At 59.0% G+C, this 13,929-nt stretch carries 17 protein-coding genes; 6 read left to right on the top strand and 11 right to left on the bottom strand.

What is annotated here, in order from left to right; all coding sequences use genetic code 11:
- Positions 1-77: 77 nt before the first annotated feature.
- From IF199_RS20285 to IF199_RS20275, 3 genes are read right to left on the bottom strand one after another with little or no spacing between them, the layout of a single operon-like run.
- Entirely contained in the window at positions 78-440 is a 363-nt protein-coding gene (locus tag IF199_RS20285) for a DUF7079 family protein (RefSeq protein WP_192558547.1), read from the bottom strand.
- Positions 425-1,207, bottom strand: a complete 783-nt coding sequence (locus IF199_RS20280; protein ID WP_166223752.1) for a hypothetical protein — start codon at positions 1,205-1,207, stop codon at positions 425-427. Before IF199_RS20280 ends, IF199_RS20285 begins: the two co-directional genes overlap by 16 nt.
- Positions 1,208-1,216: 9 nt before the next feature.
- A complete protein-coding gene (locus IF199_RS20275) occupies positions 1,217-1,762 on the bottom strand; it encodes a PAAR domain-containing protein (RefSeq protein WP_192558546.1) in 546 nt (181 codons plus the stop codon).
- Between the two features lie 454 nt (positions 1,763-2,216).
- Between IF199_RS20275 and IF199_RS20270 the strand changes: the two genes are divergently transcribed.
- Together IF199_RS20270 and IF199_RS20265 are read left to right on the top strand one after the other, a co-directional pair.
- Complete coding sequence (locus IF199_RS20270; protein WP_192558545.1) at positions 2,217-2,579, top strand: DUF6124 family protein; 363 nt, start codon at positions 2,217-2,219, stop codon at positions 2,577-2,579.
- A 177-nt stretch (positions 2,580-2,756) separates the two neighbouring features.
- Positions 2,757-2,972 (top strand): hypothetical protein, encoded by a 216-nt coding sequence (locus IF199_RS20265; RefSeq protein ID WP_096822039.1) that lies wholly within the window; start codon positions 2,757-2,759, stop codon positions 2,970-2,972.
- 42 nt (positions 2,973-3,014) lie between these two features.
- On the opposite strand, the gene pseH is transcribed toward IF199_RS20265, so the two are convergent.
- The 7 genes from pseH to IF199_RS20230 form a co-directional block, all read right to left on the bottom strand.
- Positions 3,015-3,566, bottom strand: a complete 552-nt coding sequence (gene pseH / locus IF199_RS20260) for a UDP-4-amino-4,6-dideoxy-N-acetyl-beta-L-altrosamine N-acetyltransferase (RefSeq protein WP_192558544.1) — start codon at positions 3,564-3,566, stop codon at positions 3,015-3,017.
- A 245-nt stretch (positions 3,567-3,811) separates the two neighbouring features.
- Positions 3,812-4,597 carry a transporter substrate-binding domain-containing protein gene (locus IF199_RS20255; protein WP_192558543.1) on the bottom strand — a complete coding sequence of 262 codons (786 nt, stop codon included), beginning with the start codon at positions 4,595-4,597 and terminating at the stop codon, positions 3,812-3,814.
- 59 nt (positions 4,598-4,656) lie between these two features.
- Positions 4,657-5,520 (bottom strand): copper homeostasis membrane protein CopD, encoded by an 864-nt coding sequence (copD, locus tag IF199_RS20250; protein WP_192558542.1) that lies wholly within the window; start codon positions 5,518-5,520, stop codon positions 4,657-4,659.
- Positions 5,521-5,523: 3 nt separating this feature from the next.
- Positions 5,524-5,898, bottom strand: coding sequence for a copper homeostasis periplasmic binding protein CopC (gene copC / locus IF199_RS20245; protein WP_192558541.1), 375 nt, complete (start codon positions 5,896-5,898; stop codon positions 5,524-5,526).
- Between the two features lie 55 nt (positions 5,899-5,953).
- Positions 5,954-6,811 carry a copper resistance protein B gene (locus IF199_RS20240; protein ID WP_192558540.1) on the bottom strand — a complete coding sequence of 286 codons (858 nt, stop codon included), beginning with the start codon at positions 6,809-6,811 and terminating at the stop codon, positions 5,954-5,956.
- A gap of 11 nt (positions 6,812-6,822) precedes the next feature.
- On the bottom strand, positions 6,823-8,526 hold the full coding sequence (locus IF199_RS20235; RefSeq protein ID WP_192558539.1) for a copper resistance system multicopper oxidase: 1,704 nt from the start codon (positions 8,524-8,526) through the stop codon (positions 6,823-6,825).
- Positions 8,527-8,610: 84 nt separating this feature from the next.
- Positions 8,611-9,258 (bottom strand): FMN-dependent NADH-azoreductase, encoded by a 648-nt coding sequence (locus IF199_RS20230; RefSeq protein WP_192558538.1) that lies wholly within the window; start codon positions 9,256-9,258, stop codon positions 8,611-8,613.
- A gap of 101 nt (positions 9,259-9,359) precedes the next feature.
- On the opposite strand from IF199_RS20230, the gene IF199_RS20225 reads away from it, so the two are divergent.
- Positions 9,360-10,214, top strand: coding sequence for a LysR substrate-binding domain-containing protein (locus IF199_RS20225; RefSeq protein WP_192558537.1), 855 nt, complete (start codon positions 9,360-9,362; stop codon positions 10,212-10,214).
- 6 nt (positions 10,215-10,220) lie between these two features.
- Here IF199_RS20225 and IF199_RS20220 read toward each other — a convergent pair whose 3' ends face one another.
- Positions 10,221-10,703 carry a hypothetical protein gene (locus tag IF199_RS20220; protein ID WP_096822030.1) on the bottom strand — a complete coding sequence of 161 codons (483 nt, stop codon included), beginning with the start codon at positions 10,701-10,703 and terminating at the stop codon, positions 10,221-10,223.
- Between the two features lie 169 nt (positions 10,704-10,872).
- On the opposite strand from IF199_RS20220, the gene IF199_RS20215 reads away from it, so the two are divergent.
- The 3 genes from IF199_RS20215 to IF199_RS20205 all read left to right on the top strand — a co-directional run bounded on the left by IF199_RS20215 (position 10,873) and on the right by IF199_RS20205 (position 13,908).
- On the top strand, positions 10,873-11,538 hold the full coding sequence (locus IF199_RS20215) for a ribonuclease T2 (RefSeq protein ID WP_096822029.1): 666 nt from the start codon (positions 10,873-10,875) through the stop codon (positions 11,536-11,538).
- 152 nt (positions 11,539-11,690) lie between these two features.
- Positions 11,691-12,152, top strand: a complete 462-nt coding sequence (locus tag IF199_RS20210; RefSeq protein WP_192558536.1) for a hypothetical protein — start codon at positions 11,691-11,693, stop codon at positions 12,150-12,152.
- Positions 12,153-12,336: 184 nt separating this feature from the next.
- Entirely contained in the window at positions 12,337-13,908 is a 1,572-nt protein-coding gene (locus IF199_RS20205; RefSeq protein ID WP_096822027.1) for a sensor domain-containing diguanylate cyclase, read from the top strand.
- Positions 13,909-13,929 lie beyond the last annotated feature (21 nt).

Here is a 13,929-nt window from a genome sequence, read left to right as displayed (position 1 = left end):
TCAAAAGGGGACAGGGGACAGATTTATTTATTTTAATTGATGAATATATCTGTCCTCATTTTTTACTGTTGAATTGGTTATTTGTTTATGCTTTTTAAGATTTCTTTCCAAATATAGCGATAGCTGTAACGAAGCCAAAGAATCTTCAGTTCGTCAAAAGTTCGCCGCACTTTACTCCGTTGACGAGCTAGCAGTTCTTTTTCAATCTCATCTAACAGCCACTCATCCTTGAACCCCGTCCAGATGGGAGGAACAGGCGTCTCAAGGTTTCCAAAACACACGGGAGCCACTTCTGAATATAGTATGTCTTCAACAGTTTTCAGGTCGTAGGGTTTAATTTGCTCGGCGATGTAAGCATAGTCGACTTCGTTGTCAACGAAGGCCTCAGCCAGTGCTATCTGGATCTTGGCCTTGTCTTCCGGAGTTAAAATACTTCCCAATGGGAAAGCTCCTCTAATTCTTCGTCAAAGGTATCTGCGACTACGCTTCCGGCGATGCCACCTGCCATGCTGCCTATTAAAACCACAGCTACGGCGCATGCTGGTGCGGCCGGGCCGCAAATTGCGCTCACACCCAGGCCTGCAAGGAAGCCGCCGGCGGCTCCGGCGCCAAGGATTGTTGCTTGTCGCGCGGTTTCTTTTACTTTGTTGTCGGCGTTCAGTATTTCGTAGGTAGCAAGGGCGGCCGTCATGATGATCCCAACCTTGCCCATGACGGTCATGATTTTTGTGCCGGCTGTAAATTTAGCGTTGTCTCGGCCTGATCCTTCGAGGGCTTTATAAAGGATTTCTTTTTGCTGGGTCTTTGAAAGTTGGTTGTAATTTTTGTTGAAACCGGTTCGAGATTTTTCATCAAGAATGTCTGCGTGCGTTTTTCCACCTTTTTTCTTTTTCTCGGCAACGGCGACGCCTTGGGCGGAGGTGAATTTGCGATGCTCAAACATTATTTTGTTGCGCATTTCGTTGCTGAATTTTGTACCGTCTTCAACGGTGATATTGCCAGCTCTAACGTCTGCCAATACCTGTTGCGCCATTCGTTTTATATTGCGCTGGTAGCTGGCGCGGACGCGTTCGTCTTTGATCGCGTCAATCGAAAAACGTGTGGCAGCGCCTTCCATTCCTGCGATGGCCATTTCAAGTGGAGACTGGCTGAGGGTGTGTTCACTTTTGACAACATATGAGCCGGTTACGAGGTACGGTTCGGTCATGAGAAGTCCTTATCCCAAGATGTCTTTTAGCAGTGCGTCGATGCTTGATGTAGTGCAGGTGTTTTCGTGCTCTGCGAATGCGAGCGTATGGCACATTTTGCCGGTCGGGTTGGCAAATCGGACGGTGTTATTTGAGTCGAAGGCGCCGGTCATTGATGAGCCGTCATCAAAATGCGCGGTGCATGTAAATCCTTCATAACTTTCAGATGCGGGGATCTTAAAGGCGATCCAGTTCCCATGAATGATCATCGGGGTAGGCGGCGTAAACGGCGCAGGCGTATGCGAGTCGCCAATAATCACCGTTCCCGATCCACCGATCACAACGTCTCCATGTGAACCGACTGTCCCAACCAGCGCGGCATTTTTGCCGTTGATGAATACGGTGCCGGATACGGCGGAGGCCAGTGCGCTGCCGCAGGTGCAGGTGTCGCCCATTCGGGCGGCGGCGAGTCCGTCGAAGAACACGTCGGGGGATCCGGAGGCGATGGCTTTGGGGCCGTGTCCGGGCATGGGGCAACTGGTGGGATCGGTGAGGCGTGCGGCGGGCTTTGCCATGTGTGACTCCCTGTCATCGGATTAGCTGGGACCGACTGTATCAGACTTGCTTTGGCGGGTGTCTGACGGCGACTTGCTCGGTGTAGTCGCCAATCTAAACAGCGAAATCCAAGAGTGTTTAAACGAAGCTCTCTGACACGACTTTGGCCCTACACTTCCTTGCGCCACCCCCTACACCTAAGACAGAATCCGCCGGCTTGTGCGTCTACCCCGTGGCTTTTATCGTTCTCGGGTCACTGAAAACCAGTGATCGGGTTTGGTAGCCCGCGTGTTAGATGTACAGCGTCACCGTCACCGATCGTGATTTCGATCGGGGGTCTATGGTGGTCATGTACAGGGCGTCTTCGGGCGCGCCGGCTCCTAGCACCCGGTCTACCAACCTGTTCATGGCCGCCACCCTTCGTTTGGTAGCGAAAGGGTGAAGCCTTCACTAAAAGTGTTAGGAGTCTCATCCATGATCAAACCAACCCCAAACCCACCAGAAACCGATCCGGTTTCACCTTATCAGTTCCCCGATTCCAAGACCCTCAACGAAGCCGCCGAACGCGCCCTCGACCATTACCTCACCCCGCAACAACGCATCATGGGCAGTCATCACAAACATGACCCCATGTTCCTTGCCAATTCGGCCTACGACAGTGAGTCCCTGTTGGCCAACGCGAGCGAATCCCTCGGCTCCATCGCCGAAATGCTCAACAACTTCGCCGCCATTCTGGAGCCCGCCCACCGCAAAACCGCGCTGGGTATCGCGCAAGTGGTGATGGTCGCGGGGCTGGCTGTGAATCAGGCGTTGGATAACGTCGAAATCAAGACGTAATCGACAGCCCTTCCGTGGCGAAAACGTTGGTTGTTGCCACGGAAGGGCATCCCATGGACGGCCCGCCTGAACCCAAGCTGTCAAACACGAAAGTTTCATCTTCCCACCCCACGCAAGCGCCTACGATGCAGGCATAAGGTCGTGCTATTTCGCGTTTGATCCCAGGGGAGCCCCACCATGCGTGCCAATGTCGTCAAAGTGCTGTTGATCGCTGCAGCTGTCTCGGTATTGAGTGCCTGTTCGGGCTCCGGTGGGTTGACCACCACCAGTTGTTTTTCTTCGGATTGCCAGTCGCCGGAAGGGCGCGCCAGCGCCAATACGCTGAAGTTCGGCGGCACCGGTATTGGTGCCAGTCTCAACCAGTACAGCTCCGGCATGTTGCATGACGATTGAATAGAAAAGGGCGCCCATCGCGGGCGCCCTTTTTCGTATGGCCTAGATCGCGCCGATGCGCTCGACGACTTTCTGCAATGCCGGTCGCTTGGCCAGCCACTCAGCCTTGGTAATCCCCAGCAGCACCACATCAATACGCTCGCCGTCCTTGAGGATGTTCTGCCGTCTGACGCCCTCCAGCTCAAATCCGAACTTCTGATGCATTTTCACCACCGCCGGATTGCTCGCCAGCACTTCGCAATTGAGCTTTTCCAGCCCCGCTTCGGCAAATGCGTAATCCAGCATCCAGAACTCGACCACGCTGCCCAGGCCTTTGCCTTGTAGTTGAACGTCGAGGTAAAACGCCCAATCAGCCGTCTTCTGTACGGTGTTGATTGCATTGAGTGAAACAACGCCAACCGCGCGCTCTTCCTTGAGCACGACAAACACTTGCTGGCGCGAATTGTCTTTGAGGGACGTCAGCCAGTTCGCATGTTCCTGGTCGCTGATTTCATGGGAGGTGTACATGTACTTGCGCACGTCTTCCTGGTTTCGAAGGGTGCGGACGTGGGCCTGGATGGCGGGGTTGGCCTCGGTGAGGGGGACAAACTGCATGGTGCTTTCCTTGTCGCGCGGGAGCTTGAAGCTGAACCCGCGGGGTCGATCGTTGATGTTTCATGTTGTGTTTCCAGGCAGGCGCCTGGGAGGGTGGGATTTGGGCGTTTTGTTTTTTCGAGAGCAATCGCGAAATAAACACCAAATGTTTCAAGGCGTTATTGAACGGCGTCAGTGTTTTGCTCATAAAAAAGGGCGCCTATGGAGGCGCCCTTTTTCGTTTTACGTATTTCGCCCTGAAAGACTTACTGCGGCCCTGCCAGCCACTCGCCAATGACCTTCTGATATTTCCCGGTCACCTTGCTCAAGTGCAGCCACTGATCGACATACAGCTTCCAGCTCATGTCATCACGCGGCAGCAAATAGGCCTTTTCCCCGTACTGCATGAACTGCTCCGGGTTGACCGCGCAGAGACCGGGTTTCTGTTTCTGTTGATACCGCGCTTCGGAGGCGTCGGTGATCATCACGTCAGCCTTGTTGTCGAGCAGTTGTTCGAAGATCGTCACGTTGTCGTGCAAGGCCAGTTGCGCCTTGGGCAGGAAGGCGTGGACGAAGGCTTCGTTGGTGCCGCCGGCCGGTTCGACCAGACGCACGTTCGGCTGGTTGATCTGCTCGATGGTCTGGTACTTGGACTGGTCGGCGCAACGCACCAGCGGGATCTTGCCGTCGACGTCGAGGGTGTTGCTGAAGTAGGCCTTTTTCTGCCGCTCGAGCGTCACCGAAATGCCGCCCATGCCGATGTCGCACTTGCCGGCCTGCATGTCCGGCATCAGGGTTTTCCAGGTGGTCTGCACCCACTCGATTTTCACGCCGAGGCTGTCGGCCAGGGACTGCGCCATGGCGATGTCGATGCCTTCGAAACCGCCGTCCGCGCGTTTGAAGGTGTAGGGTTTGTAGTCGCCGGTGGTGCAGACACGCAACTGGCCTTGTTGCTGGATGGTGTCCAGGTGTGAGACTGGCTCTTGCGCATGGGCGGTGCTGGCCAGCGCCAGCAAACCGCAGAGGATCGTCGTGTTTTTTCGAATTGTCATGGAGATCGGGCTTGTGCAGTGGGAGTGCGGGCCAGTGTAGTGAAAGGGTTTGCCGGGTGTCATCCCGCGTCCGGCCCGAGCGTTCCCAGCCATGCCACCAACCCCACAATCAACAGCGCAATAACCAGCTCAAATAACACGCTGCGGCGTAGAGCATTGGCCGCCACCTGATGCTGCCCCGCGCGCAGCGATTGCTCCAGCAACGGGCCGAGGTGAAAGCGGTTCAGCGCCGCTAAAACCAGCATGCCGGCAAACAGCACGACCTTGATCGCCAGCAGCATCCCGTAGGTGCGGAGCAAGACGTCGTCCAGTGTCGGGCCGACGATGAACAGGTAATTCAGTACGCCGCTCACGGAAAGGATGAGCACAATCGCCGCGCCCACGCCTTCGAAACGTTTGACGGCATCGGCCAGCGAACGAATTCGCGCTTCGCTGAACAGAGCGTCGAGCCGTGACATCAAGATCAACGCCAGCATGGCGCCCATCCATGCACCCGCCGCGAGCAGGTGCAGGATGTCGCTGAGCAGATGCCAGGCGTTATCCATCGCCCCGTGCCCGCTCCAGGCCAGAGAGGCGAGGGCGAGTGCGCCGGCTATCGACGCCAGCCACACACCCGGCCAGATCATCAAGACGATCAGCGCAATCATCCGCACCGCCCACGCCAGCCCGACATCGGTTTCAAACAGCATCATTTGCAGATGCGGCCACAGCGCCGCGAATTCCGTTTCACCGCTCATGGCGCGGGTCATCAGCACCAGTCCGGCGACCGACAGCAATGCCCCGATCAACGCCATCCCGCGCAGCATCGGCCGACACCGCAGCGTCGCGTCAACGTTGTACAACCCAAACAACGCCACCCCGAACAACAGCAGCAAATCCACGTACAACGCCATCCGCAGGAGGATGTTGATCAGGTCGGCCATCGGTCACTTCACTTTGAACGTGACGTTGCCGGTGATCGGGTGAGTGTCCGACGACACCGCGCGCCATTCGACCTTGTAGGTGCCGGCCGGCAAAGGCGAGAGCGGGGTGACGAGCATGGTTTTCGGATCGCTGCCGGCGCTGACTTTGGCCTTCATCGGCATCGGCGAGTGGGCCATGCCGGGCATTTCGGTCATCACCAGTTTGGCGCCGGAGAACTGGGTCATCAGGTTCTCCGAAAAGCGCAGTTCGATTTTCTCCGGTGGCGCGCCGTCCGCGCCTTCGGCCGGGGTCGACGACAGCAGTTTCGGGTGGGCCTGGGCCAGGGTGCTCAAGAGCAATCCGGTGGCGAGGATGAAGGTTGTCTTGATCATGCGCATGCGAGGCCTCTTACCGCTCTTCGGCGGTGGATTTTCAGGGGTGGATGAAACGGATTCAGAACCACAGCCGCACGCCGAGGACGAGTCGCGCTTCGCTGCGATCCTCGCCTTCTTCCCGTGCGTAATCGGCGGTGTTGCCGTAGGTGCGGTTCCAGGTCACGCCGATGTACGGCGCAAACTCGCGGCGGATTTCATAGCGCAAGCGCAATCCGGCTTCGGTGTTCGAGAGGCCGGAGCCGAGGCCACGTTGCGGGTCGTTTTTGCCGTAGACGTTGAGTTCGGCGGTCGGCTGCAGGATCAGGCGATTGGTCAGCAGGATGTCGTAGTCGCCCTCCAGCCGTACCGCGCTCTGGCCGTTTTCGCCGATGAACGCCGTGGCTTCGGCTTCGAAGTTGTACAGCGCCATGCCTTGCAGACCGAACGCGGCCCAGGTTTGCGGGGCGCCGGGTTTGAAGTCCTGGCGCACGCCGCTGACCACGTCCCACCATGGCGAAATCGCGTGGCCCCACAGCGCCTGGATCTCCGCGTCTTCGGTCTTGCCGTTGCTGCGTTCGCCCTCGGAGCGCAGCCACAGACGATCGATGTCGCCGCCGATCCAGCCGGACAAATCCCAGGCCAGAGTGCTGGCGTCGTCGCCGTTCTGCCATTCGAGTTTGTCGGCGAGGAAGTACGTGTTGATCGCGCTGTCGTGCACCTGGTGGCCACCGGGGCTGGTGAACACGGCGGCGCGGTCGGCGTCGGTCAGCTTCGGGATCGGCGTGCGGCTTTCAGTTGGCGCGGCGGGCTGCATCATGCCGTCGTCCATGCTTTGCATATCGCCCATCTGGCTGTGGTCCATGCCCTGCATGTCGCTGGCGGCGAACGCCGAAGACAGCGTCAGGAGTGACAACGAAAACACGGCAAATCGAGTCATGGTCAGCGTCCTCATTCTTCCACCCGCACTTCACGGAACATGCCCATTTCCATGTGATAAAGCAGATGACAGTGAAAGGCCCAGCGGCCCAGCGCATCGGCGGTCACGCGATAGCTGCGGCGCGTGCCGGGGGGCATGTCGATGGTGTGTTTGCGCACCTGGAAGTCGCCGTTTTCGTCTTCCAGATCGCTCCACATGCCGTGCAGGTGGATGGGGTGGGTCATCATCGTGTCGTTGACCAGCACCAGGCGGATGCGCTCGCCGTACTTCAAACGCAGGGGCTCGGCGTCGGAGAACTTGATGCCGTTGAACGACCAGGCGAATTTCTCCATGTGGCCGGTGAGGTGCAGTTCGATCGTGCGGGCAGGTTCGCGGCCGTCGGGGTCTTCGAAGGTGCTGCGCAGGTCGGCGTAGGTCAGTACGCGGCGCCCGTTGTTGCGCAGGCCGAGGCCGGGGTCGTCGAGTTTCGGGGCGGTGGTCATGGCTTGCATGTCCACCAATGGGTTGTCTTTTTCGCTGTCGGGGTGCGACTGCATCGGGCCCATGTTCATGCTGGCGTGGTCCATGCCGCTCATGTCCATCGAGCCATGATCCATGCCGCCCATGCCCATGTCGTCCATGGTCACCAGCGGGCGCGGGTCCAGCGCCGGCACCGGGGCCGACAACCCGGCGCGGGCGGCAAGGGTGCCACGGGCGTAGCCGGTGCGGTCCATGGCCTGGGCGAACAGGGTGTAGGCGTCGGCAGCGGGCTCGACGATCACGTCATAGGTTTCCGCCACGGCGATGCGCAACTCGTCGACGCTGACCGGTTTGACGTGCAGGCCGTCAGCGGCGACCACGGTCATTTTCAAGCCGGGAATACGCACGTCGAAGTAAGTCATGGCCGAACCGTTGATCAGCCGCAGACGCAGCTTTTCACCGGGCCGGAACAGCCCCGTCCAGTTGGAATCCGGTGCGTGGCCGTTCATCAGGAAGGTGTACGTGGCGCCGCTGACATCGGCGATGTCGGTGGGATTCATCTTCATCTGCGCCCACATCGTGCGATCAGCGACGGTGGCGCCCCAGCCTTTTTCGCCGACGTCATGGATGAAATCGCCGACAGTGCGCTTGCGGAAGTTGTAGTAGTCGGACTGCTTTTTCAGGGTCTTCATCAGGCTGGCCGGCTCTTCGTCGGTCCAGTCGCTGAGCATCACCACATGCTCGCGGTCGTAGTGGAACGGCTCCGGCTCCCGGGCGTCGATCACCAGCGGCCCATAGACGCCGGCCTGCTCCTGCAACCCGGAATGGCTGTGATACCAGTAGGTGCCGTGCTGGCGCACCGTGAATTGATAGACGTACACGCCACCCGGTTCGATGCCGTGAAAACTCAAACCCGGCACGCCGTCCATGTTGGCCGGCAGCAGAATGCCGTGCCAATGGATCGAGGTGTCGGCCTTGAGCCGGTTGCGCACCCGCAGGGTCACGGTGTCGCCTTCGCGCCAGCGCAGCAGCGGGCCGGGCACGCCGCCGTTGATGGTCATCGCGGTGCGCGGCTGGCCGGTGAAGTTGACCGGGGTTTCGCCGATGAACAGTTCGAAGTCTGTACCGCTGAGCTCATTTACCTGGCCGGGGCTGTTCAACGCCCAGACCGGCGTACGCCACAGACCGAGGCCGCCGAGCAGACCGCCGGCGGCCAGGCCTTTGACGAAGGTGCGTCTTGTGGTGGTGGAAGGCATGCGCTGGAAGTCCCCGTTTGACGAATGACGGGGAGGCTAACCAGCGCCGGCTTTCAGTTGGCTGAGGCGCGGATTACAGTTGTGTCAGGTTCGGCGGCTGAGGTTGTCCGCAAGATCCCGAGCTTGTTGCGATGCGGCGAACCGCGAATCGCGATCGACCTCTTCACCGAAGATCGTTTTCTCGACAATCAACGTGTGCACATCGCTCACGCCGATAAACTCCAGCCACGCTTCCATGTACGGTTTCTGAAAATCGAAACGCTCGGCCGGCGTGATCGACTGCGCGGAAAAATCCATCCCCCGCGCATAGGCCACGACGGCTTTCTTGCCTTGCAGCAAACCTCGCAACCCGCGCTCCGGATCGAAGCTGAAGAGGATGTCTTTCTGCGACACCAGGTCGATGAAGTGCTTGAGCTTGTAGGGAATGCTGAAATTCCACAGCGGCACCGAGAAGACCAGCACATCGGCCCCGCGTAGGTGGGCGGCGAGGTCTTCGAGGGTCTGCCAGGCCGCTTGTTGCGACGGCGTCAGCGGTGTTCCACTCAGGCCTGCGTATTTGGCGTTCATCGCGTCCTCGTCGAACTCCGGCAGGTGCAGGCTCCATAAATCGAGCGTGCGAACCTGGGTCTGCGAATCATTTTGCTGATAGCGCTCAATGAAACGGTGCGCCACTTCAATGGACGCGGAGCGCTGTTTGCGGGGTGAGCATTCGATGTGCAGGAGGGTGGTCACGGTGGGCCTCGACATTCGGTTAGGGAAGGCGAGGCATTGCAACATAGCTGGCTTCTCACTATAAATTGTAAATAAATCGGCCATTGATCACATATTCAACTATGTTCGACGCCCTGTTGTTGAAGACCTTTGTCACCGTTGTCGACGAGGACGGCTTCAGCCGTGCCGCCGAAAAACTGCACCTGACCCAATCGGCGGTCAGCGGTCATCTGCGACGGCTGGAAGAGCAGATCGGCAAACCGTTGCTCAAACGCACGACCCGCTCCCAGCAGTTGACGGCGGATGGCGAGCGCTTGATCGCCTATGCGCGCACGATTCTGGCGCTGAATCGCGACGCCTGGGCACAGCTCACGCGCACGCCGTTTCAGGGAAGGGTGCGGATTGGCGTGTCGGAGGATTTTGTCGAGCCAAGGTTGTTGCGGGCACTGCAGGACTGCGCGGCGCAGCATCCGGGCATGGAGATCGATGTGCAGGTCAACATTCCCGGTACGTTGTTGAACCAGATGAAGCAGGGCAATCTGGAGTTGGTCATCGGGTCGCTGTGCGAGACCCGAGAGCCGGGGTTGTTGCTGTGGCAGGAACCGCTGGTGTGGGCGTGGTCGGCGCAACCGGTCGCCCAATTGCCGACGCCGTTGCCGCTGGCGCTGTTCCCCGAACCCTGTCCGTATCGCGAAGCCGCGTTGACCCGCCTGGCCCAGGCCGGCATTGCCCAGCGCACCGCGATGCTCTGCACCAGCACCGCTGGCTTGCGTGCCGCGGCGTTGGCCGGGTTCGCGGTGGCGCCGATGGCCGCCAGCCAGTTGGGGCAAGGCCTGGCGGCGCTCGGTGTGGAACTGGGTTTGCCGACGCTGCCGGACGCGGAGTTTCGCCTGTTCACGGCGAGTCATGCCGATCCACAGATGATCGAAGCGGTTTCCCGGGTGATCGTCGACTATTGCTCGGCGCGACGGGAGTGAAGCGTCCTACAACCCGAGACCTTCCTGAACCACCAGCAGCAGGTTGTTTTCCGTCAGGGCAATCGCATCCAGTTGTTGCCCGGTCTCGATCGTCTGCAACCACCAATGACTCTCGCCGTGTTCGTCGACGGTCCGCAGCAGGGAAGTGTCCCGGCCCGGCAGGACGATCTGCACGCGACCGGCACCGTCCTCGGTGAACCGCGCGATGGGATCAAAGGTCAGGCTGTGATGGTTGGCCTCGATGATCAATTGGTCGATAGCGTAGTCGTGCGTTTCGCCTTCCGGCGAACTTTCGCAAACATGGGTAGGATTTCGCCGAATCTTCAGTCCCACCTCGGTGACCGGTTGCAACCAGCCCTCGATGCGGTGATACAGGTCGTAGACCACCGCCGGCCAGCAATCGATTTCCAGTTCGGCGCAGGTGATGTCGTCCGCGTGGGTGTGCCGGGTTTGCTTGAGCTTCGCGGCGAGTTCGTCTGCTTTACTCATTTCGGGATCCCTGTTTTTGGTGTCTGCTTATTAATCGTAGACCTTTCAACGTAGTACAGCTTTGCCTTGCGTCATGCGCTTGCAACACTGGCATGACTCAATCAGCCCCTGACCACTTGACGGTCAGATCACAAAAACCATGGACGCCAGCGTCCCAAGGAACGGGAAGATGAAAAAGCTTTTTACAATTATGGCGCTGATTGCGCTGACGGTCGGTAGCATCGGCCTGAGTTCGGCGCGTCAGTCGCATGCCAACAAGGCACCCACGGAGTCAGTGGCGGGGGTGTTCGATTACTACCTGCTGACGCTGTCCTGGTCGCCGACGTTCTGCCTGACTCACAAGGATGATCCTCAGTGCACCGGCAAGGGCTACGGTTTTGTCCTGCATGGCCTGTGGCCGCAATACGCCAAGGGCGGCTGGCCGGAATCCTGCCCGCCGCTGACCAACCTGTCGGCCGCCGAAACCGCCAAGGGCCTGACGCTGTTCCCGACCAAAAAACTCCTCGATCACGAGTGGAGCAAGCACGGCACCTGCAGCGGTCTCGGTGCAATGGGCTATTTCGACGAAGCGGATAAAGCCGTGGCGGCGGTGACAATCCCGCAAGAGCTGCAACCGTTCAGCAACTCTTATTACTTCGAAGCGCAGGAAATCGCCGACCTGTTCCGCAAGAGCAATCCGGGCATCCCGGCAGACGGCATCGCCGTGATCTGCAGCGGCCCGGAACTCTCGGAAGTACGGGTGTGCATGGGCAAGGACCTGCAATTCGGCGCCTGCGGCAAGGGCGTGAAAACCCAGTGCCGGGCAGGGGATATCCGGGTTCCGCCGTCGCGCTGACCTGAGCGGTAACCGACCACAAAAACAGGCGCCTTTTCAGGCGCCTGTTTTTTTATGTTTACACGACAGGGCTTATGTCATCCGAGGATACGCCGATACCGTACAGCGGCACGGAAGCACCACCGACTCCATAGAAGGCAAGAAACTGAACAATGTTTGAATATATCTGGCGCAGCATCAATTCCCCAGGCTACTTCCCCGACGTACTGGATTGGATGATCCATATTCTCCTCAACCCGTTCATGGTGATGATGTGCCTGATGGCCGGAGCACTGACCGGTAAATGGTGGAGAGCCATCCCCTACGGCAGCCTCACGTGTTATGTGGTGTTCCTGAGCCGGTCGTCATTTTATCGGTGGGGAAGCATTTTTCCCTCAGCCGGCCTGCCTGCGCTGTTCATTGATGGCGCACTGTTGGCCCTTCTCGGCTTTTATTTGAACGGCGTACTCAGAACTCGCTCGGAAGCTAAACCCGAAGGCCATTGGTTGCGCTGGCTTTATAAAAACCTGAAGGTCGTCATGCAGATACTTGTGGTGATGTTCTGGGTGCTCGTCGTGCTGTTTGTCGTGGCCTTTACCGTCTCGGTTGCTACCCAACCGTCATTGGTGGATTAAGAGCATGGCGAGCTCTGAAAAATAAATCGCCTCGCAGGTCATCCATTTCCGCTGCGCGCCGATATCAACGGGGTCGGGATTGTCTCGGTGGCACTTGGTTGCCCCGCACTATCCGGTGGGCTACGCTCACAAAAAACAAGGGTTTCGGGCCTTTGCCCCTGTCGTACCTGCCCAGGACACGCTTTTGCCTATCCCCATTCACGATCCGCATCAGGCCCCCGGCGGCACACTCAAGCGTTTGCCGCTGCGCAAGGCGGCGGTGCTGTTCATCGTTGCGGTGTGTCTGTGCCTGTCCGGTCTGCTGTATTTGCAGATCGAGCAGTCGCGCCGGCAGGATCTGGCGAATGCGCAGATGTCTTCGGCCAACCTGACCCGGGCGATGGCGCAGCAGGCCGAAGACACCTTTCTGGCCGCTGATCTGGTGATGACCAGCCTGGTCGACTGGATTCAGGAAGACGGCTATGGCGCGGCGCAGAAGCCGCGTTTGCAGAGAACCTTCGCGCGCCGGGTGCAGCAACTGGAGCAGTTGCACGGCATGTTCCTGTTCGATCGCGAAGGGCAGTGGGTGATCACCTCATTCCCTGATCTGCCGCGTGGCAATGGCGTGGCGGATCGCGAGTACTTCAAGTTTCACCAACAGAACGTGTCGGCCGTGGCGCACATCGGCCCGGCGATCCGCAGCCGTGAAAACGGTGATTGGATTATCCCGATCTCCAAACGGGTCAACGACCGCGCCGGCAATTTCCAGGGCGTGTTGCTGGCCGGCATCAAGATGTCGTACTTCGACCGGTTCTTCAAAAGCTTCAGCCTGGATGACAACGGCACCATGTTCCTCGGACTGACCGACGGCACTTTGCTTGCGCGCCGGCCGTTCGACGATGCGTTGATCGGTACCTCGCTGGCCAAGGGCGAGATCTATCAGACGCTGCTTCCCAATGCCTCCGCCGGTACGGCGATGATCGATTCTGTGGTCGATGGGGTCACACGACTTTACGGTTATCGGCAGCTCGAAAGTTATCCGCTGGTGGTGTCTGCCTCTTCCTCGCGGGACACGATTCTCAAGGGCTGGCATGACCGCGCTTTCCAGTCCAGCGTGATCGTGGCGCTGGTGATGCTTGGGGTTGGGCTGTTTGGCTGGGTGTTCATCCATCAGGTGCGTGACGGCGAGCGGATCGAGAAAAACCTGCTCAAGGCCCAGCGGGCGCTGGAGCTGATTGCCACTCACGACAGTCTGACCGGGCTGGCCAACCGGCGCCTGTTCGAGCAATCGCTGGAGATTGAGTTCGCCCGGGGGGCCCGGCAATCGAGTCCGGTCAGTCTGATCATGCTCGATATCGATTTCTTCAAGCGCTACAACGATGCCTACGGCCATGTGGCCGGCGATCATTGCCTGACCCAGGTCGCTCTGGTGGTGAAGAACTGCTGCCAGCGCAAATCCGATCTGGCGGTGCGCTACGGCGGCGAAGAGTTTGCGGTGCTGTTGCCGGACACCGACATCAACGGCGCGCTGGCGATTGCCGGGCAGATCCGCCGCAGCGTCATGGACAAACACATCACCCACAGCGGCTCGCCCACCGGTTATCTCACCGTGAGCCTGGGCTGCTATTCGTTCATTCCGCTGGGCAACGACAGCCCGGAATTGTTCATCCAGCGTGCCGATGCGGCGCTGTATCAAGCCAAGAACGCTGGTCGCAATCGCGCTGCGGTGTTGTCGATGGACGGCGGCATTGGTGAGTTGATGCGTTCGGACCGCTGATCGCCAACATAAAAAAGAGCA

The organism is Pseudomonas allokribbensis (assembly GCF_014863605.1).
In the GTDB taxonomy this organism is placed as follows: domain Bacteria; phylum Pseudomonadota; class Gammaproteobacteria; order Pseudomonadales; family Pseudomonadaceae; genus Aquipseudomonas; species Aquipseudomonas allokribbensis.
This window is presented reverse-complemented; position numbering and strand designations above follow the sequence as displayed.

Bases quoted from the DNA above. Each gene is read 5' to 3' on its own strand.
- IF199_RS20280 (WP_166223752.1), bottom strand. From the start codon at position 1,207: ATGACCGAACCGTACCTCGTAACCGGCTCATATGTTGTCAAAAGTGAA.
- IF199_RS20275 (WP_192558546.1), bottom strand. From the start codon at position 1,762: ATGGCAAAGCCCGCCGCACGCCTCACCGATCCCACCAGTTGCCCCATG.
- IF199_RS20270 (WP_192558545.1), top strand. From the start codon at position 2,217: ATGATCAAACCAACCCCAAACCCACCAGAAACCGATCCGGTTTCACCT.
- IF199_RS20265 (WP_096822039.1), top strand. From the start codon at position 2,757: ATGCGTGCCAATGTCGTCAAAGTGCTGTTGATCGCTGCAGCTGTCTCG.
- pseH (WP_192558544.1), bottom strand. From the start codon at position 3,566: ATGCAGTTTGTCCCCCTCACCGAGGCCAACCCCGCCATCCAGGCCCAC.
- IF199_RS20255 (WP_192558543.1), bottom strand. From the start codon at position 4,597: ATGACAATTCGAAAAAACACGACGATCCTCTGCGGTTTGCTGGCGCTG.
- copD (WP_192558542.1), bottom strand. From the start codon at position 5,520: ATGGCCGACCTGATCAACATCCTCCTGCGGATGGCGTTGTACGTGGAT.
- copC (WP_192558541.1), bottom strand. From the start codon at position 5,898: ATGCGCATGATCAAGACAACCTTCATCCTCGCCACCGGATTGCTCTTG.
- IF199_RS20240 (WP_192558540.1), bottom strand. From the start codon at position 6,811: ATGACTCGATTTGCCGTGTTTTCGTTGTCACTCCTGACGCTGTCTTCG.
- IF199_RS20235 (WP_192558539.1), bottom strand. From the start codon at position 8,526: ATGCCTTCCACCACCACAAGACGCACCTTCGTCAAAGGCCTGGCCGCC.
- IF199_RS20225 (WP_192558537.1), top strand. From the start codon at position 9,360: ATGTTCGACGCCCTGTTGTTGAAGACCTTTGTCACCGTTGTCGACGAG.
- IF199_RS20220 (WP_096822030.1), bottom strand. From the start codon at position 10,703: ATGAGTAAAGCAGACGAACTCGCCGCGAAGCTCAAGCAAACCCGGCAC.
- IF199_RS20215 (WP_096822029.1), top strand. From the start codon at position 10,873: ATGAAAAAGCTTTTTACAATTATGGCGCTGATTGCGCTGACGGTCGGT.
- IF199_RS20210 (WP_192558536.1), top strand. From the start codon at position 11,691: ATGTTTGAATATATCTGGCGCAGCATCAATTCCCCAGGCTACTTCCCC.